The organism is Marinobacterium sp. MBR-109, assembly GCF_040547565.1.
GTDB lineage: Bacteria > Pseudomonadota > Gammaproteobacteria > Pseudomonadales > Balneatricaceae > Marinobacterium.
This window is the reverse complement of record NZ_JBEPPZ010000002.1, coordinates 227253-245909: the sequence shown is the minus strand read 5'-3', so window position 1 is coordinate 245909 and position 18657 is coordinate 227253. Positions and strand designations below refer to the sequence as shown.

At 55.5% G+C, this 18657-nt stretch carries 29 protein-coding genes; 8 read left to right on the top strand and 21 right to left on the bottom strand.

The window, feature by feature from the left end; all coding sequences use genetic code 11:
* Window positions 1-82: 82 nt before the first annotated feature.
* The 21 genes from ABIE60_RS04205 to ABIE60_RS04105 all read right to left on the bottom strand — a co-directional run bounded on the left by ABIE60_RS04205 (window position 83) and on the right by ABIE60_RS04105 (window position 13324).
* Window positions 83-457 (bottom strand): phage protein NinX family protein, encoded by a 375-nt coding sequence (locus tag ABIE60_RS04205; protein WP_354468002.1) that lies wholly within the window; start codon window positions 455-457, stop codon window positions 83-85.
* Window positions 454-978 (bottom strand): hypothetical protein, encoded by a 525-nt coding sequence (locus ABIE60_RS04200; protein ID WP_354468001.1) that lies wholly within the window; start codon window positions 976-978, stop codon window positions 454-456. The genes ABIE60_RS04205 and ABIE60_RS04200 overlap by 4 nt, the downstream gene beginning before the upstream one ends.
* A gap of 10 nt (window positions 979-988) precedes the next feature.
* Entirely contained in the window at window positions 989-2818 is a 1830-nt protein-coding gene (locus ABIE60_RS04195; protein ID WP_354468000.1) for a DNA cytosine methyltransferase, read from the bottom strand.
* Window positions 2815-3066 carry a hypothetical protein gene (locus ABIE60_RS04190; RefSeq protein ID WP_354467999.1) on the bottom strand — a complete coding sequence of 84 codons (252 nt, stop codon included), beginning with the start codon at window positions 3064-3066 and terminating at the stop codon, window positions 2815-2817. The genes ABIE60_RS04195 and ABIE60_RS04190 overlap by 4 nt, the downstream gene beginning before the upstream one ends.
* The gene (locus tag ABIE60_RS04185) at window positions 3063-3575 is read right to left on the bottom strand and encodes a hypothetical protein (RefSeq protein ID WP_354467997.1); all 513 of its coding nucleotides are present in this window, start codon (window positions 3573-3575) and stop codon (window positions 3063-3065) included. The genes ABIE60_RS04190 and ABIE60_RS04185 overlap by 4 nt, the downstream gene beginning before the upstream one ends.
* Complete coding sequence (locus tag ABIE60_RS04180) at window positions 3572-3883, bottom strand: hypothetical protein (protein WP_354467996.1); 312 nt, start codon at window positions 3881-3883, stop codon at window positions 3572-3574. The genes ABIE60_RS04185 and ABIE60_RS04180 overlap by 4 nt, the downstream gene beginning before the upstream one ends.
* Before the next feature lie 2 nt (window positions 3884-3885).
* Window positions 3886-4305 (bottom strand): dUTP diphosphatase, encoded by a 420-nt coding sequence (gene dut, locus ABIE60_RS04175; RefSeq protein WP_354467995.1) that lies wholly within the window; start codon window positions 4303-4305, stop codon window positions 3886-3888.
* 45 nt (window positions 4306-4350) lie between these two features.
* On the bottom strand, window positions 4351-4734 hold the full coding sequence (locus tag ABIE60_RS04170) for a Gp49 family protein (RefSeq protein ID WP_354467993.1): 384 nt from the start codon (window positions 4732-4734) through the stop codon (window positions 4351-4353).
* A 75-nt stretch (window positions 4735-4809) separates the two neighbouring features.
* Window positions 4810-5211, bottom strand: a complete 402-nt coding sequence (locus ABIE60_RS04165; RefSeq protein WP_354467992.1) for a hypothetical protein — start codon at window positions 5209-5211, stop codon at window positions 4810-4812.
* Window positions 5212-5267: 56 nt separating this feature from the next.
* Window positions 5268-6080, bottom strand: coding sequence for a DUF2303 family protein (locus ABIE60_RS04160; RefSeq protein WP_354467990.1), 813 nt, complete (start codon window positions 6078-6080; stop codon window positions 5268-5270).
* 6 nt (window positions 6081-6086) lie between these two features.
* Complete coding sequence (locus tag ABIE60_RS04155; protein ID WP_354467989.1) at window positions 6087-6434, bottom strand: YfdP family phage-associated protein; 348 nt, start codon at window positions 6432-6434, stop codon at window positions 6087-6089.
* Between the two features lie 62 nt (window positions 6435-6496).
* A complete protein-coding gene (locus ABIE60_RS04150) occupies window positions 6497-7090 on the bottom strand; it encodes a 3'-5' exonuclease (protein ID WP_354467987.1) in 594 nt (197 codons plus the stop codon).
* Between the two features lie 17 nt (window positions 7091-7107).
* Complete coding sequence (locus tag ABIE60_RS04145) at window positions 7108-7257, bottom strand: hypothetical protein (protein WP_354467986.1); 150 nt, start codon at window positions 7255-7257, stop codon at window positions 7108-7110.
* A gap of 4 nt (window positions 7258-7261) precedes the next feature.
* Window positions 7262-8350 (bottom strand): DUF1351 domain-containing protein, encoded by a 1089-nt coding sequence (locus ABIE60_RS04140; RefSeq protein WP_354467984.1) that lies wholly within the window; start codon window positions 8348-8350, stop codon window positions 7262-7264.
* 2 nt (window positions 8351-8352) lie between these two features.
* Window positions 8353-9198 carry a RecT family recombinase gene (locus tag ABIE60_RS04135; protein WP_354467982.1) on the bottom strand — a complete coding sequence of 282 codons (846 nt, stop codon included), beginning with the start codon at window positions 9196-9198 and terminating at the stop codon, window positions 8353-8355.
* Window positions 9195-10076 carry a PD-(D/E)XK nuclease-like domain-containing protein gene (locus ABIE60_RS04130; protein WP_354467980.1) on the bottom strand — a complete coding sequence of 294 codons (882 nt, stop codon included), beginning with the start codon at window positions 10074-10076 and terminating at the stop codon, window positions 9195-9197. Before ABIE60_RS04130 ends, ABIE60_RS04135 begins: the two co-directional genes overlap by 4 nt.
* Window positions 10073-10318 carry a hypothetical protein gene (locus ABIE60_RS04125; protein WP_354467978.1) on the bottom strand — a complete coding sequence of 82 codons (246 nt, stop codon included), beginning with the start codon at window positions 10316-10318 and terminating at the stop codon, window positions 10073-10075. Before ABIE60_RS04125 ends, ABIE60_RS04130 begins: the two co-directional genes overlap by 4 nt.
* A complete protein-coding gene (locus ABIE60_RS04120; RefSeq protein WP_354467976.1) occupies window positions 10315-10656 on the bottom strand; it encodes a hypothetical protein in 342 nt (113 codons plus the stop codon). The genes ABIE60_RS04125 and ABIE60_RS04120 overlap by 4 nt, the downstream gene beginning before the upstream one ends.
* 5 nt (window positions 10657-10661) lie before the next feature.
* Window positions 10662-10847 (bottom strand): hypothetical protein, encoded by a 186-nt coding sequence (locus ABIE60_RS04115; protein ID WP_354467975.1) that lies wholly within the window; start codon window positions 10845-10847, stop codon window positions 10662-10664.
* Between the two features lie 507 nt (window positions 10848-11354).
* Window positions 11355-12008, bottom strand: a complete 654-nt coding sequence (locus ABIE60_RS04110) for a thermonuclease family protein (protein ID WP_354467974.1) — start codon at window positions 12006-12008, stop codon at window positions 11355-11357.
* Window positions 12009-12679: 671 nt separating this feature from the next.
* Window positions 12680-13324, bottom strand: a complete 645-nt coding sequence (locus tag ABIE60_RS04105) for a LexA family protein (protein ID WP_354467972.1) — start codon at window positions 13322-13324, stop codon at window positions 12680-12682.
* Window positions 13325-13420: 96 nt separating this feature from the next.
* Here ABIE60_RS04105 and ABIE60_RS04100 point away from each other — a divergent pair, with 96 nt between their 5' ends.
* The 8 genes from ABIE60_RS04100 to ABIE60_RS04065 all read left to right on the top strand — a co-directional run bounded on the left by ABIE60_RS04100 (window position 13421) and on the right by ABIE60_RS04065 (window position 18513).
* The gene (locus ABIE60_RS04100; protein WP_354467970.1) at window positions 13421-13624 is read left to right on the top strand and encodes a hypothetical protein; all 204 of its coding nucleotides are present in this window, start codon (window positions 13421-13423) and stop codon (window positions 13622-13624) included.
* 11 nt (window positions 13625-13635) lie between these two features.
* Window positions 13636-13947, top strand: coding sequence for a hypothetical protein (locus tag ABIE60_RS04095; RefSeq protein WP_354467969.1), 312 nt, complete (start codon window positions 13636-13638; stop codon window positions 13945-13947).
* Window positions 13940-14125 (top strand): hypothetical protein, encoded by a 186-nt coding sequence (locus tag ABIE60_RS04090; RefSeq protein ID WP_354467967.1) that lies wholly within the window; start codon window positions 13940-13942, stop codon window positions 14123-14125. The genes ABIE60_RS04095 and ABIE60_RS04090 overlap by 8 nt, the downstream gene beginning before the upstream one ends.
* Before the next feature lie 1012 nt (window positions 14126-15137).
* Window positions 15138-16055, top strand: a complete 918-nt coding sequence (locus tag ABIE60_RS04085) for a hypothetical protein (protein WP_354467966.1) — start codon at window positions 15138-15140, stop codon at window positions 16053-16055.
* 2 nt (window positions 16056-16057) lie between these two features.
* On the top strand, window positions 16058-16741 hold the full coding sequence (locus tag ABIE60_RS04080; RefSeq protein ID WP_354467965.1) for a replication protein P: 684 nt from the start codon (window positions 16058-16060) through the stop codon (window positions 16739-16741).
* On the top strand, window positions 16738-17223 hold the full coding sequence (locus ABIE60_RS04075; protein WP_354467963.1) for a recombination protein NinB: 486 nt from the start codon (window positions 16738-16740) through the stop codon (window positions 17221-17223). The genes ABIE60_RS04080 and ABIE60_RS04075 overlap by 4 nt, the downstream gene beginning before the upstream one ends.
* Complete coding sequence (locus ABIE60_RS04070; RefSeq protein WP_354467961.1) at window positions 17220-17780, top strand: hypothetical protein; 561 nt, start codon at window positions 17220-17222, stop codon at window positions 17778-17780. The genes ABIE60_RS04075 and ABIE60_RS04070 overlap by 4 nt, the downstream gene beginning before the upstream one ends.
* Before the next feature lie 88 nt (window positions 17781-17868).
* Window positions 17869-18513, top strand: coding sequence for a recombination protein NinG (locus ABIE60_RS04065; protein WP_354467960.1), 645 nt, complete (start codon window positions 17869-17871; stop codon window positions 18511-18513).
* The last annotated feature ends 144 nt before the right edge of the window (window positions 18514-18657 follow it).

The following is an 18657-nucleotide window of genomic DNA, read 5'->3' as shown; positions in this document are numbered from 1 at the left end:
AGGCTCCCGTTGCCCTGCTCCGGGTAATACCGAAACCTAACGAAGTAGTGGTGCTGTCGGCCCGTAATCTTGCTGAGTAGGCTCACGGCTTAACCCCTTCAACAATAACCACCGGCACTTCCACTTCGGCGCCCAGTTTTGCGGCTACGATGGCGCGACAGGCCGCTATCTTGGGTGTATCGCCAAACGCCCCTGGGTCCCAGCTGTAACCTCGTGCCCAGTACCTGCAGATCCTGTCATCGCAGACGATGATTGATATTTCGTATTCATCAATCAGCGGTCCGCACTGGTTCCATGAAATTGACGGCTCCCAGTGAGTCCATAACTGCATGTTCTTTTCGGCAGTAGGTTGGCCTGTTATTTTGTTCCAGGACATTTTGAAGCCGGCGGCAAGGCCTGTTGCCCAGTCGAGCGCCTTGCCTTCAAGCTCAGAGGTCTTGATGATGACGGTGGTCACGACTGCACCTCCTTGGCTTGCTCCTTCTGCTGGATTTCTTTCATGTGCTCATGGCAGCACGCACCATGCCCCATCCAGAGTTGATTCGATGGGCGACCGCAGTGGCAGGCAGGGAATGGGTCTGCGTTGTTGGCGTCGTAATAGGCTTGCGGATCGTTGGCCCAAGGTTCGCTCTCGTCGGGAATTTGGCCGGGGCCCCACAAACCGTTATGCACCCATGCCATTGCAGCCTCAGCGCCTTTGCCGCGTTGCCACTCGATCCATGCCGCTTGATTTGCGACAACCTGGTTGTGAATGATCTTTCCGAATTGTTTGTTGGTATCCGTCAGGCGCCCCAACTCAGTCTGCACCTGCTTCATCGCCTCAGCTGGATCAGACTCCAGGTGCTTTCGGGCCAGCGCTATCTGTTCACGCAGGTGGCGCAGTTGCTTTTCCTCTGGCCAATCGGGGCTGACCTGGTCGGCAAACACCAGCGCATCAAGGGCCAGCAGCATGACGGCTTCACGGTTATCGGTTTTCATTTCGCTCTCCTCAAGCAGCTACTGGCTGGCGCTGCTCTATTCGATATGGATTATTTACCCGGGCAATTGCAGCCATTGGCGGCGGGCTCACTGAGTTGCCGCACATGTGGACCTGTTCGCTCTTGGTGAGCTTCCGGCCATCGTGGCCACGGTCGATGATGTAGTTGTCCGGAAAGCCCTGAGCGGCATACAGCTCATGCGGCTGCAACATGCGCAGGTGGATATCAACGATCACGTATGGATCACCACTGATCCAGACGGTGACCAGTGCCAGTCGGTCACGAGTGGTCAGCGTGTCTGCCGGAGCACCCAGCGTGCGTGCATCGCCGTTGCCGTAGTAGTTGATCAGGAACGCTGCGCAGCGCAGGGCTCCTTCTTCAATTTCGGGTGACAGCTGCAGCTCAACAAGTGAGGTTTTACCCATGCCACCGGCCGTAATGGTTGGGGCGGGTGCATCTGCAGGCTGACCAACGCTTGCGCCGAACTGGCGGCTGAGGAATGCAGTGACCAGGCCATGATGCTGACCACCGGCGCTGATCGTGTGCAGCGGAGCATCAACTGATCGCGCATCGCAGTTGCCGCGCAGATGCATCAGGTTGGCGGTTACCAGCTGCTGCTGACTGCCAGTGTTCGTGATTGTGGTGGTCGGCGCATCCAGCGGCTTGCTGTGCGTGGTGTTGAACCCGCCGTTGGCTTGGACCATGAAGGCTGTTGCGACAGCATGGCCGCCACTTCCGCTGGCTGTTACCGTTGGTAGCGGCTCAGTAGCTGGTCGCGATCCTTTGCCCCAGCGCTTCACGCCACCCGGCTTGCCTTCGCCATGCGCAGCATTGACCATGACGGGGCTGGCTATTGCAAATGATCCCCCGCGCGGCCAGGCGGTGATCGTATTCAGAGGCTGATCGATTGGCTGCACTGTTTCTGAGCTCCAGTTAGCGATCGGCACAATAAACGGCTCGGCCCGATCCAGCACTTCACGCTTCACGCCCTTTGCAATACGGCGCATGGTTGCGTCAGCCAGTGGGCGAGGGCGGTTGAAGATGCTTTTACCTGGAACGCTCCAATCAATGCATTCGGCGGCAGTACGGTATGGCTTTTGGCCCTTGGCTGGTTTCGCTGCATGAGTCGGCTTCGGCCACACAATAGGTTCACCATCGCATCGGGCAATCAGGAACAGGCGTTCACGGCTGGTCGGTGCACCGAAGTCGCAGGCTTTCAGCAACTGGTGTTCGACTTCATAGCCAAGCCCCTGCAGAGCCTGCAAAAAACGGCGCCATGTTTTGCCGCGGCGCTTTGGGTCGGGTACCAGAAACTGCTCGTTACGCGGAACCCGCTCGCCACGCTCAGCAACAGTGCCATCCAGTTTCATGACGCGGCCGGTCTTTTTGCAGCGCTTGGCAATCAGCGGTCCCCATTGGCGGATCTGCTTCACGTTCTCCAAGCTGAGGATTAGCGGTTTTGTTTTGCCTGCCCACTTGGTTACCACCCATGAGAGGTTGCGGATCTCCGCCTTGCGCGGCTGACCGCCTGCAGCCTGGCTGTGGTGGGTGCAATCTGGGCTGGCGTGGAACCAGCCAATACGCCGACCGGCGAGAACCTCAACAGGGTCTACATCCCATACGTCAGTCTGCAGGTGTAGGCAACCCGGGTGGTTTGCCTCGTGCATGCTGATTGCTGCCGGGTTGTGGTTGATGGCGATATGTACCGGACGCTCAAGCCCCATTTCAAGACCTGTACTGGCACCGCCGCCACCGGCGAAAAGGTCGACATTGATATGGTCGTCATACTCGTTCAGTGCCAAGCCGTATTGAGTGGTGAAGTGGGTGTTAATTGCGTTCATGCCGCTGTCCTCACGTTGTAATGCTTGGCGAGCTGTTGCCGGCATTTTGCTATCTCTTCGGATAATGCCTGCTCGATACCGCTTCGGATGATCTTCATTACGGGCTCTGTGATCGGCATATCCTTGTTGCTGCGAAAGCTCAGGACGATTGCCATCAAGTCCTCACGCCCTATGTTCACGGTTACCTGCTCCAGGAACTCAAGCTCTTCTATAAGGCGAGCGGCTTTCTTTACTTGCTCAGGCGTCATTGTGCTGTTCTCCAAGGTTTACCGAGCCACTCCCGGCTGATTGAACACATGGGTGCATCCATCGGGTCGGGCTTTCGTTCCATACCTGCGCGCTGAATCCTGATCCGCTGACCTCGCGCCTCGGTGTCGTAATTCAGGTCACCGAGAATGTCGTACAGGGCTTTCAGTGGAATCTTCAGCTCTTTGGCGATCTCTGCAGTGGACAGGGTGGTGTGGTCCAGCGCATGCAATACGGCATCACGATTGGCGGCCTTGATTGCTTCGCGCCGCTCTTTGTGGCCTTTCTCGCGTCTGCGCTTTGCAATGTCAGCTGCGCGCTTCGGCAGATCGTATTCGTAGTGATCACGCAGCACGCTGGCGAGGGACTTCTGGCCGTACCCGTGCTTGAGGCAGATTTCACGAAAGGTCAGCAGCGAGTTTTCAATATCGTCAATCACTTCAGGCGGTAGCGGGTATTCCGCCTGCTTGTACTTGTTCGCTCTGTAGCGTCCGTTATCCGGTATGATCACGCCCATTCCCTCCCGAGCCAGTAGAGTGAGAAACCGTCACCAGTCATGGACTCTCGGATGAACTCTGTTGGCTCTGGCCTGTGAAACTGATCACGTTGCTTCTTGGGTCCGCGTCCATTTGGCCTTGGCCTGCTGGCATTCAGCCGGCGCATCCGGTCGGCGCGTGCTTTCATTTCTGCCTTTGGTATGCCGTGCTCAAGGCACAGGTTGGTGACGTGAAGGCCGCTCTTTAAGCCGTGCTCGGCGGCAATCGCCTTCAAGGATTTGTCTGTCTCCTTCACGTCATGCAGTACGGCGTTCACGTTCATGGTTAAATTCCTGTACTGCCGAACGCCCCAGTACCGCGTTCTGTTCCGTCCAGATCATCGGCCCATACTGCAGGCACGATCAGGCACTTCTCGATGATCAGCTGGGCGATGCGATCACCCGGCTTGATCTCCACCATCTTGTCACCGTGATTGATCAGGCAAACGCGCATCTCTCCGCGGTAATCACTATCCACAACCCCGGCGTGAACCTGTATGCCGTACTTGGCGGCAAGGCCGGAGCGGGGCGCAATGCGGCCGTAGTGATCAGCAGGAATGGCAACGGCAAGGCCGGTAGGGATCATTACCTGAGCTCCAGGCCAGATATCCATCCGCTCAACGGCGAACAGATCCAGACCAGCGGCGTGTTCGCTGCCACGGGTGGGCAACTGCGCGTTCTCATGCAGTTTCTTGAAGTAGATCATCGGTATTCCTTGCAAAGAAAAGCCCCGGCTGGCGGGGCTTGGTGGTTACTTGGCGGTATGCAGCGCCTGCTTCAGCAGGTAGCCCTCAAGCGGCCAGATTTTTTGCCGCGCATTCTCATAGGCGATCTTGCGGCCAATCTCTGCATCGAAGTTTTCAGGGCTGGCACAGGCAGACTCGCCGGTAACGGTAAAGCCGTTCTCCAGCACCAGGACGCAGAAGGTCAGCAGGCGCAGCGGCTGAAGATCAGTATCATCAGGCTGCGGTTTTTCATGCCCGACATAGGTATCGTTACTGAGCGCACCTGTGCGCCCGTCTGCAGCCGTGAAGTAGTGTTCACTGGCTATCACTGAGTCGATTGCAGAAGGCGTCAGGCGAGGCGCGTTCAGGTTCTTGGCTTGGATCTCGGCTTCTTGCTGTTGTTCGTTCATTGGTATGGATCTCCGTTCGATTTGAAGTGAGGCACCTGCTGCTGCAGATGCCGTCAATGCAGGCGGGGCAGGGCATTAATCGTCATCAGGCACAGAGAAGAACTGTTCAACTGATGGTTCGCTCGGCCAGTTTTTGATCACACCATCACCGCCGATCTTCAGGTCGACGTAATCGCCGTATTCACCAGGAACAACACCATGCGGCACGTAGTTCTCATAAATGGCGCCGACTTCTTCGCCATTCGCATCGTTCAGGGTATAGGTGCCGCCATCTACGACCTTCATGTAAAGGTCATACTCTACACCTTCCGGCCAGTTGAGGATTTCGCCTGAGTCAATCAGAACCTCAATACGCCAGCGGTCGCCATCACGGTGCGGAAAATCCATCGGCATATCGTCTTCGTCGTAGCGGACAGGCAGGTCCAGAATGATCGAGCGGATATCCAGCTCGACCGGTTTCATTACGGTAGTTTTCATGGGGTATGTCCTTGCGGGGTAAGCAAGGCGGCACCGGTCGGTACCGCCAATGTTGATCAGGCCTTGAATGCACCCATCCAGACGTTGAAACCTTCACCGGTCAGGTGTCCCTCTACCTTTATGCGGAACTCCTCTGCGATCTCCTCCTGAATCGCCTCCAGTTCCTGAACACGCAGCTTCAGACGGATGTTATCGCCACCAGTCAGGGCGCTCAGCGGCAGGCGGAAGGTGCGTTCCTGAAACCCGTTGTGCGGGGTGCAGGTGAAGTAGAAACCGCCCAGCGTCTTGCCTTCGGAGCTGACTTCGATGCGCTCCATTGCGGACAACTGGCGGCCCATGTTTTTCTCTTCAGACTCCAGTTTGCGGGCTGTTTCGATGGTCATCTTGCGCACAGAGGCGAGCGCTTTAACGATGTGCATATCCTCGCCTTCGGAATCGAAGCACTGAACATGCCGACCCCAATCTTCAAGCCAGTCAGCCAGCTCACGCTGGTTCAGCACCTGGCCGTTGATCTTTTTCATAGCGCAGTAGGCGGCGGTCTGTTTCAGGCTTACAGCCGCACGGTGTTCGCAATGCCCAGGCTCATCCCGGGTGCCCATATCGAAGTAGGCAATCGCACACATACCGTCAGTGTCGATGAATACTTCAGCCTCACCCTGGGCTTCGGTGTACTCACAAAACGCACCGATCTGTTCTGTTTCCATGCTGCCCCGGAAGCGGCGGCGTACAGGCATGAACTTTTCCAGATCCTGAATGCGCATACTTTCCGGCAGCGCAACGGCCTGCTCACCAATTGCGGATGCCAGCGGGTTATCTGCAGCCAGTGCCAGGCTACCAATACGATCAATTGCTTCAGCGGTCAGTGACATGCGGTGTTACTCCTGATGGTGGTTGTCGGTTACTTTGCGGTGCTTGAACCCGAAATCCATTTGATCCGGGTGGAACAGGGACAGGTCGCCGTTATTGGCAACATGAAGCGGCGTTACGGTTTCGTCCTCCTCGGTGGCCTTGCCGCGCTTGGTGGGTTTGACGAACTTCAGCTTGTGCTTGCAGTTCACCTGCTGGGTTTCACCGATCTGCTGCAGGTCAAATTCAATTGTGACCTTGCCCTGGCGGCCATGAGTGACCACGCCGTGTGCAACTTCAGACAGCATGGTGGAAATTTTCTGTTCAAAGACACCGCCATCCAGGTCGGGCAGCAGATTATGCAGGTTGGTAGCCATTGGCTTCTCCTGTTGGTTTTTAATCGGGTAGGTAATGCCCAGCAGTGCAGGGCGGGAAGGGGTTAAGCGGCTTGCTGTGCCAGGTCCTGCATGGCCCAATAGATCTCCATACAGGCCTGAGCATCGGCCATTGCGGAGTGGGCGTTCTGCAGCTCTTTTCCAGTGAAGTGCAGATATGCCTCAGACAGCTTTGGTGACTTGTATCCGTAGCGGCCTTTTGGACCCATCTGCATGATGGGCTTGGCCATCAGCATGGTGCAGTCGTGATTGTCCTTCTCGGCCCACTGATCAATCGAATGATCTGAATACCCGTAACGCTTCAGGCCAATGCGAATGATGCGCTGATCGAACGTCTTGTTGTGCGCGACACGTTTACCACCAGTCATTTTCATAAAGACGGCAAGCGCATCTGCTTCGTTGACACCCACTTTGTTTGCCATATCAGTGGTGATGCCGTGAATCTCGGATACTTCGTCGGGTATCTCCCAGCCGTTTGGCTGAATGATCAGGTCCAAGGCGGATATCACTTGTCGGGTATCCGCATTGGCTAGAATGGCGGCCAGCTGAACCAGGTGCGGCTGAGTTTCGCTTTCGGACGGCGCTTTCCAATCAGGCAAGCCGGTAGTTTCCGTGTCATAGAACAGAATAGTGTTCATCATGTTGCTCCGTGGTGTTACCGCACAAGAACGGCGCGGACGTTGTTACTGCGGAAAAGCTGCCGGGCGTGCCGGGTGGCAACTGCCGTCCCGTTGCAGCGGGGAAAACAAGAAAGGCTGATCGTGGTGACCAGCCTTTTATTTAGGTAGATGAGGTAGTCGGTCATGGCGTTACACCTTGCGGAATACCTCATCGCCGTAAACGATTGCGATCAACTGGCCGGGTACCCAGATACCGATCGGCTGCTGATCTAGCAGCAAAGCATCCCGCTCAACATCGTAAAGCGTCGATGCAACCACGATGGCGCTACGCGGGTCTTGCAGTGGCCCGTAAGCGTATTTTTGGGTGGCGGTAGCTAGCGATGGCGTAGCTGGCTGCTCCGGTTCAGGCTGCTGCTGTTCGGGCTGCGGTATGGTTGCTTCGGCAGACTCGATTGCCACCTGATCGCGTTGCTTCCGCTCAGCCTCTGCTGCGACCTGTTGTTCCTCCCGTGCTTTGCGTTCAGCGTCAGCCTTGGCCTGGGCTTCCATCTTCTGGCGCATACGCTCCTGCGCCACCTTTTCACGTTCCAGTTCAGAGGCCAGCATGGCATCAAGGCGATGGTTGTATTGGTCATCCGGTGCGAACAGGAATGGCTCAACGTGTGCCCGGGTGAGTGGGGCGGCAAGACCGGCCTTGTACGACTGGTTCTCCAGGTGCAGCAAGCGCATTTCCGTCTGCTGCTGGAGCTGCTTGTCCGCCTGTACGCGGTTGCCCACTTCGTTTGCAGTGGCTGCAGTGAGGTTGCCGGTTTTGGTCAATGCACTTATTTTGATCAGATCATTAATCACTGCATTGCGGAACTCATCGGACACTCCGTGATGATCCCATGCCTCAAGACGACAACGCTCAAGTTCAGCTTTGGCTTTGGCACGGGTTTCATCTTCAAACACCTGTACTTGGTCCAGCAACTTCTGGCGGCCGTCCTTGCACATTTGCTCAAGTGATTTGGCCTGATCCTCAAACAGCTTGATCGGTGCACTCACCTCCGCAACGGCTTCACGGCGGCGCTTGCTGATCTCTGAGGCCAGCTTGTTCAGCTCGGTGGCCAGCTTTTTACTGCCGGCCAAGGTTTCGGCTGTCACAACAACATCGTATTGCTTCAGCTCCTGTTCCAACCATGCCTTGGTTTCTTCGTAGTTGAAGGCGATGGCTGCTGGTGTCGAGCTGATCACAACCAGATCGGTTGTCTGTACGTCCAGTTTTTCGGCGGCTGACATGGTTATTCTCCTTGTGTGTTCTGGGCTTTCAGCTGGGCAACATGGGCGCTGTAGGCGTCAACAAGCTGCTGATATTCAGGTGTGCCCTCCGGCCAAGCCATTGCATCCTGTTTCCACTCATTCAGGGCTTCGCGCGTGGTGCAGGCGGGCAGGTGCTTTAACAACTCGGACGGCGGGACTGCTTCAATCTGCGGCTCATCAAAGTCAGGCATTTCTGGCTGCGGTTGCGGCTGTGCCAGCTTGCTGTTGATGCTTGTGCTGGCAGGATTAACCTCGCGCTCCGGTTGCAGATTGGTCTGCTTGTAGCGTTCAGCCTCATCCTCATCAATGATGCCGGACAGGCCAAAGGCGTAGCGTGCGGCCTGAATGGTAGCTTTGTGGCGCAGCATCCGCGCTGGCCACTTCATCCAGGGTTCAGAGGTGCCTTTGCACTCATTCAGGTACTCGGTCACTTCAGTGGGGCGCTGGCGATCCTTGCGATAGATCCGGCAGGTGATTGCCGACAACTGGCCGTTGGCGTCCAGCGTGTCCTCAAACTCCATGCCATCAAACTGCGGATGCTCATTGATAATCTTCAGCCAGCCATCAATCGAAACGATGGGCTGGATGGCGCCGCGATTATTGAAGGCATAAATCTCTTTCGTCAGCGGATTCAGCCGGTACTCGTTGGCGATGGCGAGGAATGTCACCAGTTCTTCGTTGCTGACCTGGCCGTTATTCTTGGCCTTCATCAGCGTGTTCATCATCAGCGAGCGGGTTTCCTGCTCGTCAATGTTCAGACGGGCAGCCATTACAGCGAAAGGGCTTTTCTGCACGGGCTGTTGTGCGATGGTGGCTACGTTACTCATGACAATCTCCGTTCATCCTGGCGAACAGCCCATGCTGGGCGCTCCAGTTTGCGTATGTGCAACCAGTCATCGTTGACCTTGCACTGGTGATAGGTTTCGAGGTTCTGGCGGAACAGTTCATGGCCTCGGCGCTTCCAGTCCGGCTCGATCTCGATCACGTCAACCGCGTACCGGCCGGCACCGACTGTTGAGCTGACAGCCAGGAACAGGAATGTGGGCTCCACACCGAAATGCCGGTGATACCCTTCCGAGTACATGGCGTCCTGAACGTGGTACCTGAACTCCTCAATGTGCTTTTCAAACCGGTCCATACCGTCCACCTTCTTCACGTCTACGATGATGTGGTGGTCGGTCAGTATCCGGTCAGGACGTACCCGGCACAGTTCACCGGTCTGTTGATCTGTCCAGTAGATAGAGGCCTCATTGACACCGGCCTGCTCAAAGATCCAGCGAGCGGTAGGGTGTGCCATGACGCTGCCTTGCATGATTTTCAGCTTGCGGCTTTCGTCAGCGGTCATGATGATCTTGCCGTCATGCTTGGCCTGAAATGCTTCCCATGCGGCTTTGCCGTCATTGGTGCGTAGATTGAATTGCGGCGCTTCGACAAACTGCTCATCGAACAGGTGAGGTTCAAGCAGCAGGCAGTGAAGGGCGCTGCCAAAATCCATTGCTTTCAGTTTCTCATCATCTACCGGTGCCTCACGGGACCAAGGCAGCGAAGAAGGGCAATGAGCAATGTGGTCCAGCCCGCTCTTGCTGATACCTGGGCCTGAGTGGTACTCCTCATTGCTCAGGTTTGTGTAGAAGCCTGGACCAGAAAAAGCCGGCTCAATGGCCGGCTGTTCCTGTAGGTCGAAAGGATTGGCGGGCATATTCATGCTGCATTCTCCCGATCCTGTTCATCGATCTGCTTCACGGCACTTGATGCAAGCTGCGCCTTGGCTCGTTTGATCGCTGCGTCAATCTGCTCTTTCGTCATTTCCGGCAGCTCCACCGCGATCTCATCAATGAGAATTTCACCTCGGCGCAGATCGTTATCATTGAAGGGGACGGTGGAAACATGGACCCAATCGGGAAGGGCGGCGCAGGCGATGCTGCGGTAAAGGGTGATGGTGCTCATGCCGCGTCCTCCTCAATATCCCGGGTCAGCAGAGGATCAATCACCGTTTCAACGTAGTGCCGAATACTGGCTTCCATGATCTCCTCGTACTCTGAAACCAGCTGCTTGCGCTGATCTTCCGTCAGATTCGGCTGCTTGCTACGCTTCAGCCAGTTGCTGTATGGCTTAGATCCGTAGAACTCGTTGTAGGCGTCATCCTTGTTGTGCCAGATGCCACCGGCAACGATGCCGGACTCCAGAAACACATCCACCAGCTGCGTGATCTCATCGCTGTGTGAATACAACAACTCTTCCAACGCACCGGCCTGGGCGCGCAAATTGGCTCCGTAGTCGGACATGGCGGTTACTCCGGCTTGTAGATGGGAATGTTGAACTGCAGCGTTGGCTGCCGGTTGCGTGCAATGCGGCGGTACGTCCAGCGAAGGCGCCGAACCTCATTGGCAATGTCACTATCGGGGTGAATCCACCCGTCACCGCGCAAGACGATGACCTGTGCGCGGCTACGTTGCCGCTTGAATAGATTTCTCATGGCTGTTCTCCTGTTCGATTCCGGTAGCACCCTGTTGCCAAGGCGCTACGAGAACTTTTCAGGTATTGCTTGTGTCGCGTTCGCTTACTCGCCAGCGAAAGGGGCGGTTGCTTATCAACCGTCGCGCTGTACTCAGTACATCAGCCCGTTCTGAGGGCTATCTGGGAAGGGAGCGTTCGGGGAGCACGGTGCAAACCGTGGCCGGGACAGAGCCGGCATGGACCAGAAACTTATATCCCGCACTGTGCCCACAAACGTGGGGATCTGGTCGCGGGGATCTTGAGATGTTAAAGAGCGGTGCAGTGTTTTGCTGCGAGTGTTCTCGTTGAACTGGCTTGAAGTTTAGGAACGTTAAACTTATTGGTCAAGGCTTTTGTTTAAAATATTTAAACATAATCGCTAGATGAGGATGTCTTGAACAACACTGTGGCTGGGTGTACAAGGAGGAATGGGCACAAAAAAACCCGCCGGAGCGGGTTGTTAAGTATTAGCGTTGAAGGGAGATAATTATCTACAAATTGACTCGCACGGGGTTCCATCGCCATCACCGTCCAGGCGATGGAGGCCGCATGACTTCAGATAAAACCGCGCCTCGGCGCAATTGCTCATTTCACCACAGGTTGATTTCGTACCGCAGGTACTTGGATTACTGGAAGCCGTTGATATAACAGGCTTCCTCTTTTGTTTGCGCCAATCCCAAGGAGGGATTCGCTCAGACTTAGGTAAAGCCCATAAGCCAGCCATATCTGCGCGCGCCTTTTTCTCGACCTTCAAGAAATCAGGGTCTGTCATGTACTGGCGATAAACCCAGGCACCACCCATCTCAACCATTGACTTATTCACGTCACGCCCAGATGAAAACACCCGGCCAATAGTTCTGCCGTACCTATCCACACCATTTGAGCGAACCTGCACCGATCTCCCGGCTACCATATCGGCCAGCATTTGAGTTGCCCTTGATCCGTATGGCTGGCCGCGTTCAGGGGCGTCAATTTCGGCAAGTCGCACTTTTCGCTGATTATTGCCCGACACCAATATAGTAATGGTATCCCCGTCAGACACCTTAACAACTTTGCCGGTCATTGTTTCGGCGTAAGCCTGATGCAGCGTAATGGTGAATAAGAATGCTATCGCTGCTTGTCTAAACAATACCGGCACCATTTAGTCAGTCCATCTGGGTTCTTGTCAGATTTATAGAAGTTTGTTCGAAGCCTTCGTTTCTTGCACTTTGGGCAACGCTTGTATCTCGGATCTTCTTTATCCCTATTTGCGTGGCATGTTTTGCACCATACAGAAAAACCATCAGGCTGCTTTGAGCTGCGGTAAAACTCTGTTACGGCAGGCTGAGACTTCCCGCACTTGGTGCAGCGTTTTGTGGTTATTGTCTTCTGTGTTGTACTTATGCGTTCCGGTGGCTGATTGGGTTCAGCATAGGGCTTCGAGGGCGACTGTAATGATGGCTCTCTGCCAAACAATCGTGCTGTGGCGTGATAGGGCTGCTGTGCCTGAGTATCTTCGTGATTCAGCGCCTTATGGGTAGGCACTCCGCTTCCCGAGATGGTTTTTATGCCCGCTATGTCGGCATCACTAAGGCCTACTGTCGGGTCTGCCGGTGTATTTTGAAAGTTTACCGATCCGTGCGCTGTGCCCCGTACAAACTCTTGATGAATGACGGTCTCTGTTGTTGTTTTCCCGCCACTCTGGCGAATGGTTGTAGTTTGCCGAACGGTGTCCTTGTTTTCGGTTTTGCTGCTTGCAGAGTCAATTAATTTCCAAACGACTACGCAGGCGGCAATGAAAGCCAGTATCTCCATTTGCCAACGCCTCCATGGTTATAGCTTTATCTTTGCTTCCTTAACAACGCCCACGATACGGCAGTTGCCGTTGATCTCAATGGTTCGGTAGTTCGGATTCAGTGGCTTGAGGTACTTCTGCCCGGCATCGATCACCAGTTTTTTGAATGTGACCTCATCGGAATCTGTCAGTTTTGCGATCACCAGGCTGCCGTTGTCAGCAGGGGATGCCGGATCAACCAAGATCATGTGTCCTTCTGGAATGCTCAGGCCTGATGGCGCAGTCATACTGTCACCGACTACGCGCAGCCAAAAGGCATTCTCACCCACGTTGCAGTCTGATGATTCCCACTGGTCTGCATCGCCAGGGTGAAACATATCAATCGCTTCAGACCATTCTCCGGCCTGCACCCAGCTGATGACTGGGAATTTCCGAGGCTCCTTGAAATAGGCCGGCGCGACATTTGATGTCGGCTCAATTCCACCGCCGACACCAAACTGCAGCCATTCAGGAGCACATCTCAACACTGCGCACAACTTTTGCAAATTTTCACCGCGCGGAGAGGTGTGGCCGTTAACCCACTGGCTAACGGTGCCCTTGCTGAGCCCGGTGCGCGTGACTATATCGACCGCTTTTAGGTCGAGGTCTGTCATTCGCTGCTTTATGCGATCGCTAATTTCCATTTTAAAGATTCTAAACCTTTGGTGTTTGGATATCCTTGACTTGAAGGTTTAACGTTTCTAAACTCATTCACATAGTTAAGCAGGAGTAAGGAACCAATGACCTTTGAAGACGCAGTCAAGTTTTACGGGAGTAGTCGTGCGATCAGCCGAGCACTCCAGATGACTGATGGGCGTATTTCTCAAATGAAGTCTGCCGGTGGCTTTTCCTATCCAGTTCAATGCGTCCTGGAAAAAGACTCTGGCGGGAAGCTGATCGCCAGGCGAGAAGACGAACCAAAATCACAACCAGCCGCCGCTTAAGGATTTCAACCATGCCCAAAAAAACCGAAAACAAATGCGTTCACATGACCGAATCCGAAAACAGCCGTCTTGAACAGATGGCTGAGATATCCGGTCGCCGCTGCTCGCAGCTGATCCATGACGCGCTGATCGTTGCCATCTTCCAGCCGGGCGGCTCTGAACAACGCCTTGCAGAAACAAGACTGGCACAGGCACGCGAGCTGGTCAGCGATTCTCAGAATTCATTTGTCGCGCTGGGTTTTGTGAGTTCGGACAGTGCCAGTGACACCCGTTTTTCCCGCCTGATGGCAGAAGCCAAGAGGCCGGAGGTGTTGCATGGCTGATGTTGCTGATCTGGCGCAGGAACGCATTGAGCGCAGTCATTCCGCCGATTTAGAGCGCTCCAAGGCGAAGGCCGCTTCCATGAAAGGGGAGCCGGTATGCCGCAAGTGTGATGGGCCGAATGACCGGTACAACCTTGGCTATGTCGTCTGTTCTGACTGCGTGCCGGGGGCGGCTTAACAAACTCTGATCCTGGCTCTTGCACGGGGCCCTTGAGACTGGTTTTTGGATTCCCTTCCCCAGTCTCCTTTTTCCATGCGTTCGGATCGTGCGCATCGAAAAAGCTGACGGGAGATCCAGCTTTATGCCAAGGGCCTGTGCCCTGAAATGGCCGGTCAGTCCCACCGGTGGCGGCAACGGGACATGGCTTTACTGACCGGTATCCGCCTCGCCGGTAGCGACAGAGAGGCGGCAACGCAAAGCAGCTCACAAACCAACTGCATGTGCATTGGGGCGTTTAAGACAGGGCTGCTTTCCGTTGCTACGGAAGGAGAGAGATATGGCGATTGCGTTCATCCTCCGTTTGCTCTGGATCTCGGCAGAGACTCGCCTGGGTGGAGCCATACAGGGCGCGTCCATCCCGGTGATCAGGAGACCGCCCGATCCGGTTGAGCAAATGGACTACGGCTGAATTAAGGGGCCACTTGCCGAGATATCGCCAGGCCCCGGTAACAAAAAGGCGAACCGTTGAGCCCCTTAGCTGGGGCTTTCTGGGTGAAGGTGAAAGCCACTGCATAGCGAGTTCAACCGGATTGATGAGGTGATCGCCATGAAAAAGTAAACCGTTAACCCAGTCGCCCGCATCCCCTTGCGCGGGCTAAGGAAGCAGGGGGCAACTGGGAGTGGCTTCAGCGACGGTAGCTTAACGGCCTGTGATGCGCAGCAGGCTAAGAGGCCACTACCAGTTGTGGTGAATGCGCAGGCTGATGCGCCCCTGGGGCAGTAAAGGTGAGTATCTGCCGGTTCATGACCAAACCAGTGCAAACGTACCGGGCCATGTAGAAGCAGTACATGGCGAGCATATGCCGGGATCAGCTCCGGCCATCACAACAACTTTACGAACGGGGCGAACGCTCCGCACAGAAAGAAAAAACCCTCGATGCTAATGGCTGGGCGGCCGCAACGAGGGTCATTTCCTACGAGGTAAATCATGGCACAGACCGCACAGATAATCCAATTCAACAGGCCCCGTATGGAGCAGGAAGAAGCGAGCGCCCCAGATGCGGGGTACATCAAGTTGTTCCGCACGCTTCAGGACAGTGCATTCTCTGATCGTCCTGAATACTTCTCGGCATGGGTGCATATTCTCATGTTGGCTTCGCATAAGCCGCGCAAGGCCATGTTGGCGAATCAGCCCGTCATGCTTCAGGCCGGTCAATTTGTGTCAGGCCGCAAGGCTTTGGCAAAGCGTGTCGGTGTCACTGAAAAACAGATGCGCGGCATTCTTGAGTTCTTTGAAGGCGAGGGGATGATCACCAAGTCATCAAGCCGTGCCGGAACTGTTTTTACTGTATGCAATTACAGTTTTTTTCAGTCAAACAAGGGCCAAGAAGGGCCAACGGTTTTGGGCCAAGGTAAGGGCCAAGCAAACGCCAGCAGTGACGGGGCTTGCAGCGAAACAGGGGCCAAGGAAAGGGCCAGCAAAGGGCCAAGCAAAAGGGCCACTACACAAGAACACAATACTATCCCTAACGGGATAGATATTTATGCCTCATCCGGCGATGAGTCTGCATCCAAACGACCAGCGCCCAAGAAATCCCCCCCTGATTACCCCGAAGAGTTTGAGTGGATCTGGCAGAACCGCCCCCGCCGAGAAGGCTCAGACCCCAAACGCAAAGCCTTCCAGGCCTGTAACGCTCGCATCAAGCAAGGCGCGACATGGCGTGAGCTGGCAGAGGGCATGAAGCGCTACAACCGGTTCTGTGAAGCCAAGGGCATCCTGAATACCGAGTTCACCAAGACTATGGCCGTGTTTTTCGGCCCTGACGAGCATTTCCGAAACGACTGGGCTGTAACCACGACCGCAGCCAAAGCAATGGCCACCGGTGGCAAGGCCAAGGGCCCCGACTGGGACGATCTCGATTGGGCAAATGATCTGGGAGTGCTGTAACCATGAAACCCGTTACCGCAGTAGCAAACCAGCTGGCACACCAGCACCAAACAGGAAGGGTGCATGCAGCACCAGAAGCACCGAAGGCGCTGAACGCCGAAGCTGCGAAGAGCGTGAACGAAATTTTCCGTGCGCTGCAGGGGGCCTTTCCAGCCTGGCGATCCGCTTTTCCTGATGATGACAGTCTTCGAGTGGCAAAGGCTACTTGGGTGAAGGGCTTGATGGCCGCAGGCGTAACTGACCTCAAGCAGATTGCTCGAGGTGTCGAGAAAGCACGTTTGTCTGAGTCCGACTTCTTCCCATCGGTAGGCAAGTTCATCAGTTGGTGTCAGTTGGAACCGGGTGATCTGGGTATGCCAGAGCCCGATCAAGCATGGATGGAAGCCTGCCAGCACTCGCACCATGTGCTGGCCCACAACTGGAGCCACCCGGGCGTTTACGAAGCTGGCCGCAGAGCAGGCTGGTTTGAGCTGCGCAACGGCACAGCCACCAGCAAATCTTTCACTGAGCAGTATCAGACAGTTGTGGCAGAGGTGGCCGCTGGCGCTGAGTTCGTCATGCCTGCTGCGGACGCTACCCGGCTTGAGCATCACCGCAATGGGCGGCGGGTACAAACCGAGCAGAGCAAGGCGAAGTCGCGTGAAACCATCAGACAGCTGCGGGCTTCGTTGGGGATGAGCCGATGAAACAAATCACCATCAAAACCGAAGATCAGCAGCGCCCGGTCATGCTGCGCGTCTGGCAGCTGGTCAGCGAAATGATTAAGGGCGGGCCGGTAACTGTATCGGTCCAGCGCCCGAGCCGGTCAGCGGAGATGAACAAGAAGTTCCACGCCATGATCCGGGATATTGCCCAGCAGGTGACGTTTTTCGGCAGGCGCCGATATGACACCGAAGTGTGGAAAGCGCTGCTTGTCGATCAGTTTGAGCAGGAGAAGGCCGCAATGGGTGAGCCATTGAGCCATCCCGGCCAGTTGATCACCAGCATGGACGGCCATCGCACCATCACCGTTCGGCCATCTACGACCAAGTTCCGCAAGGCGGAAGCGTCAGAGTTCATCGAATTTCTGTACCAGCAGGGCAGTGAAATGGGCGTGAACTGGAGTGAACCAGCACTGGCGATCTACGCCGAGTACCGGGAAGCACAGCAGAGCAAGGAGGCAGCATGAAGATTTGCAGAGTGGACGGTTGCGGTCAGGCGGTTCGGTGCAAGGAACTGTGCAGCATTCATTACTCAAGAATGCAAAGGAACGGCACCACCGAAAAGCTAAAGCCTAGAGGTAATAAGCGCCCTGGCAAAGATCACAACCGCTTCAAGCATGGAATGGCTGGGACTTCGACATACAAGTCATGGTTGGCGATGAAGAAAAGGTGCCTGAACCCTGATTGCAAAGACTATCCGAACTGGGGCGGGCGAGGAATAACCATCTGCAATGAGTGGATGGACTTCAACAATTTCTTGCGCGACATGGGCGAGAAGCCGAAAGGCATGACTCTCGAGCGGGTAAATAACGACGATGACTATAAGCCTGGAAACTGTATCTGGGCCAGCAGGACGGCGCAGAGCAGGAACCGGCGATATACCAAGATGAGTGCCGAACAAGCAGCCGAACTGAAGGCTGATCGAGAGGCTGGAATGACTTATCCGGTGCTATCTGAGAAATACGGAATCAGCATTTCCCATGCTCACAGGATCGCCTCTGGCGATTCATGGAGGGCTGAATGAACCACTTCACCGGCAAGGGCTTTCAACTGACCGACCCGGCCATGATGGGGATTGATGATTACAGCAAATGGGAAAGGGAGATGGCTGCATGAGCGCATCAACCCTCAAGTGCCGCCACTGCAAGCAGCGCAAGCCTCGTGAATCGATGCTGAAAGTTCCTCTTGGTGCCTTCTGCGATACCCAATGTGCCACTGGATATGCCATCGAGAAGGTTGCAAAGGAACGCCAGGTAGCCAAGCGCAAGAAGAGCCGAGAGGATCGCAAGCGACTGCGCGGCGATAGTCTGCCTCACCAGTTGGAGCTCACCCAAAAGGCGTTCAACGCCATGATCCGAGAAATGGATAAGCACCTGCCATGCGTGAGCTGCGGCAAGCCTGCTGGCCAGTACACGCTGACAGCAGGGCACTATCAGACCGTTGGTGCACACCCGGAGCTACGTTTCGATGCCCGCAACTGCCACGGCCAGTGCAGCGGCTGCAATTCAGGCGTTCAGCGATTTGCCAAAGGCGACAAGGCCAGTACCAGGCAGAAGTTCACTGCCACGTTGGTATATCGATACGGACAAGCATTTGTGGATGCGGTGACTGGCCTACATGAAGCAGCCAAGTACACATGCGAGGAGCTGAAGGCCATGCGGGCCGAGTTCAATGCCGAGCGCCGCCGCTTGGAAAAAGGCGAAGCACCGAGCCGTGACTGGCGGCAGATCGAGCAGCAGGGCAGGAATGCAGCATGACGCCAGACCAGCGGGAACACTTCCTTGACTGCCTTGCCCGGTGGGTAGACCGGCAGCCACGGCAGCGGCAGGTGAGCTGGGCGCAAAAGCAAAACCAGCAGATGAAAGATGAGATACGCAGGCGGATCATCAAGCAGAGGGGAA

Bases quoted from the DNA above. Each gene is read 5' to 3' on its own strand.
- ABIE60_RS04200 (WP_354468001.1), bottom strand. From the start codon at position 978: ATGAAAACCGATAACCGTGAAGCCGTCATGCTGCTGGCCCTTGATGCG.
- ABIE60_RS04195 (WP_354468000.1), bottom strand. From the start codon at position 2,818: ATGAACGCAATTAACACCCACTTCACCACTCAATACGGCTTGGCACTG.
- ABIE60_RS04190 (WP_354467999.1), bottom strand. From the start codon at position 3,066: ATGACGCCTGAGCAAGTAAAGAAAGCCGCTCGCCTTATAGAAGAGCTT.
- ABIE60_RS04180 (WP_354467996.1), bottom strand. From the start codon at position 3,883: ATGAACGTGAACGCCGTACTGCATGACGTGAAGGAGACAGACAAATCC.
- dut (WP_354467995.1), bottom strand. From the start codon at position 4,305: ATGATCTACTTCAAGAAACTGCATGAGAACGCGCAGTTGCCCACCCGT.
- ABIE60_RS04170 (WP_354467993.1), bottom strand. From the start codon at position 4,734: ATGAACGAACAACAGCAAGAAGCCGAGATCCAAGCCAAGAACCTGAAC.
- ABIE60_RS04165 (WP_354467992.1), bottom strand. From the start codon at position 5,211: ATGAAAACTACCGTAATGAAACCGGTCGAGCTGGATATCCGCTCGATC.
- ABIE60_RS04160 (WP_354467990.1), bottom strand. From the start codon at position 6,080: ATGTCACTGACCGCTGAAGCAATTGATCGTATTGGTAGCCTGGCACTG.
- ABIE60_RS04155 (WP_354467989.1), bottom strand. From the start codon at position 6,434: ATGGCTACCAACCTGCATAATCTGCTGCCCGACCTGGATGGCGGTGTC.
- ABIE60_RS04150 (WP_354467987.1), bottom strand. From the start codon at position 7,090: ATGAACACTATTCTGTTCTATGACACGGAAACTACCGGCTTGCCTGAT.
- ABIE60_RS04145 (WP_354467986.1), bottom strand. From the start codon at position 7,257: ATGACCGACTACCTCATCTACCTAAATAAAAGGCTGGTCACCACGATC.
- ABIE60_RS04140 (WP_354467984.1), bottom strand. From the start codon at position 8,350: ATGTCAGCCGCCGAAAAACTGGACGTACAGACAACCGATCTGGTTGTG.
- ABIE60_RS04135 (WP_354467982.1), bottom strand. From the start codon at position 9,198: ATGAGTAACGTAGCCACCATCGCACAACAGCCCGTGCAGAAAAGCCCT.
- ABIE60_RS04130 (WP_354467980.1), bottom strand. From the start codon at position 10,076: ATGAATATGCCCGCCAATCCTTTCGACCTACAGGAACAGCCGGCCATT.
- ABIE60_RS04125 (WP_354467978.1), bottom strand. From the start codon at position 10,318: ATGAGCACCATCACCCTTTACCGCAGCATCGCCTGCGCCGCCCTTCCC.
- ABIE60_RS04120 (WP_354467976.1), bottom strand. From the start codon at position 10,656: ATGTCCGACTACGGAGCCAATTTGCGCGCCCAGGCCGGTGCGTTGGAA.
- ABIE60_RS04115 (WP_354467975.1), bottom strand. From the start codon at position 10,847: ATGAGAAATCTATTCAAGCGGCAACGTAGCCGCGCACAGGTCATCGTC.
- ABIE60_RS04110 (WP_354467974.1), bottom strand. From the start codon at position 12,008: ATGGTGCCGGTATTGTTTAGACAAGCAGCGATAGCATTCTTATTCACC.
- ABIE60_RS04105 (WP_354467972.1), bottom strand. From the start codon at position 13,324: ATGGAAATTAGCGATCGCATAAAGCAGCGAATGACAGACCTCGACCTA.
- ABIE60_RS04100 (WP_354467970.1), top strand. From the start codon at position 13,421: ATGACCTTTGAAGACGCAGTCAAGTTTTACGGGAGTAGTCGTGCGATC.
- ABIE60_RS04095 (WP_354467969.1), top strand. From the start codon at position 13,636: ATGCCCAAAAAAACCGAAAACAAATGCGTTCACATGACCGAATCCGAA.
- ABIE60_RS04090 (WP_354467967.1), top strand. From the start codon at position 13,940: ATGGCTGATGTTGCTGATCTGGCGCAGGAACGCATTGAGCGCAGTCAT.
- ABIE60_RS04085 (WP_354467966.1), top strand. From the start codon at position 15,138: ATGGAGCAGGAAGAAGCGAGCGCCCCAGATGCGGGGTACATCAAGTTG.
- ABIE60_RS04080 (WP_354467965.1), top strand. From the start codon at position 16,058: ATGAAACCCGTTACCGCAGTAGCAAACCAGCTGGCACACCAGCACCAA.
- ABIE60_RS04075 (WP_354467963.1), top strand. From the start codon at position 16,738: ATGAAACAAATCACCATCAAAACCGAAGATCAGCAGCGCCCGGTCATG.
- ABIE60_RS04070 (WP_354467961.1), top strand. From the start codon at position 17,220: ATGAAGATTTGCAGAGTGGACGGTTGCGGTCAGGCGGTTCGGTGCAAG.
- ABIE60_RS04065 (WP_354467960.1), top strand. From the start codon at position 17,869: ATGAGCGCATCAACCCTCAAGTGCCGCCACTGCAAGCAGCGCAAGCCT.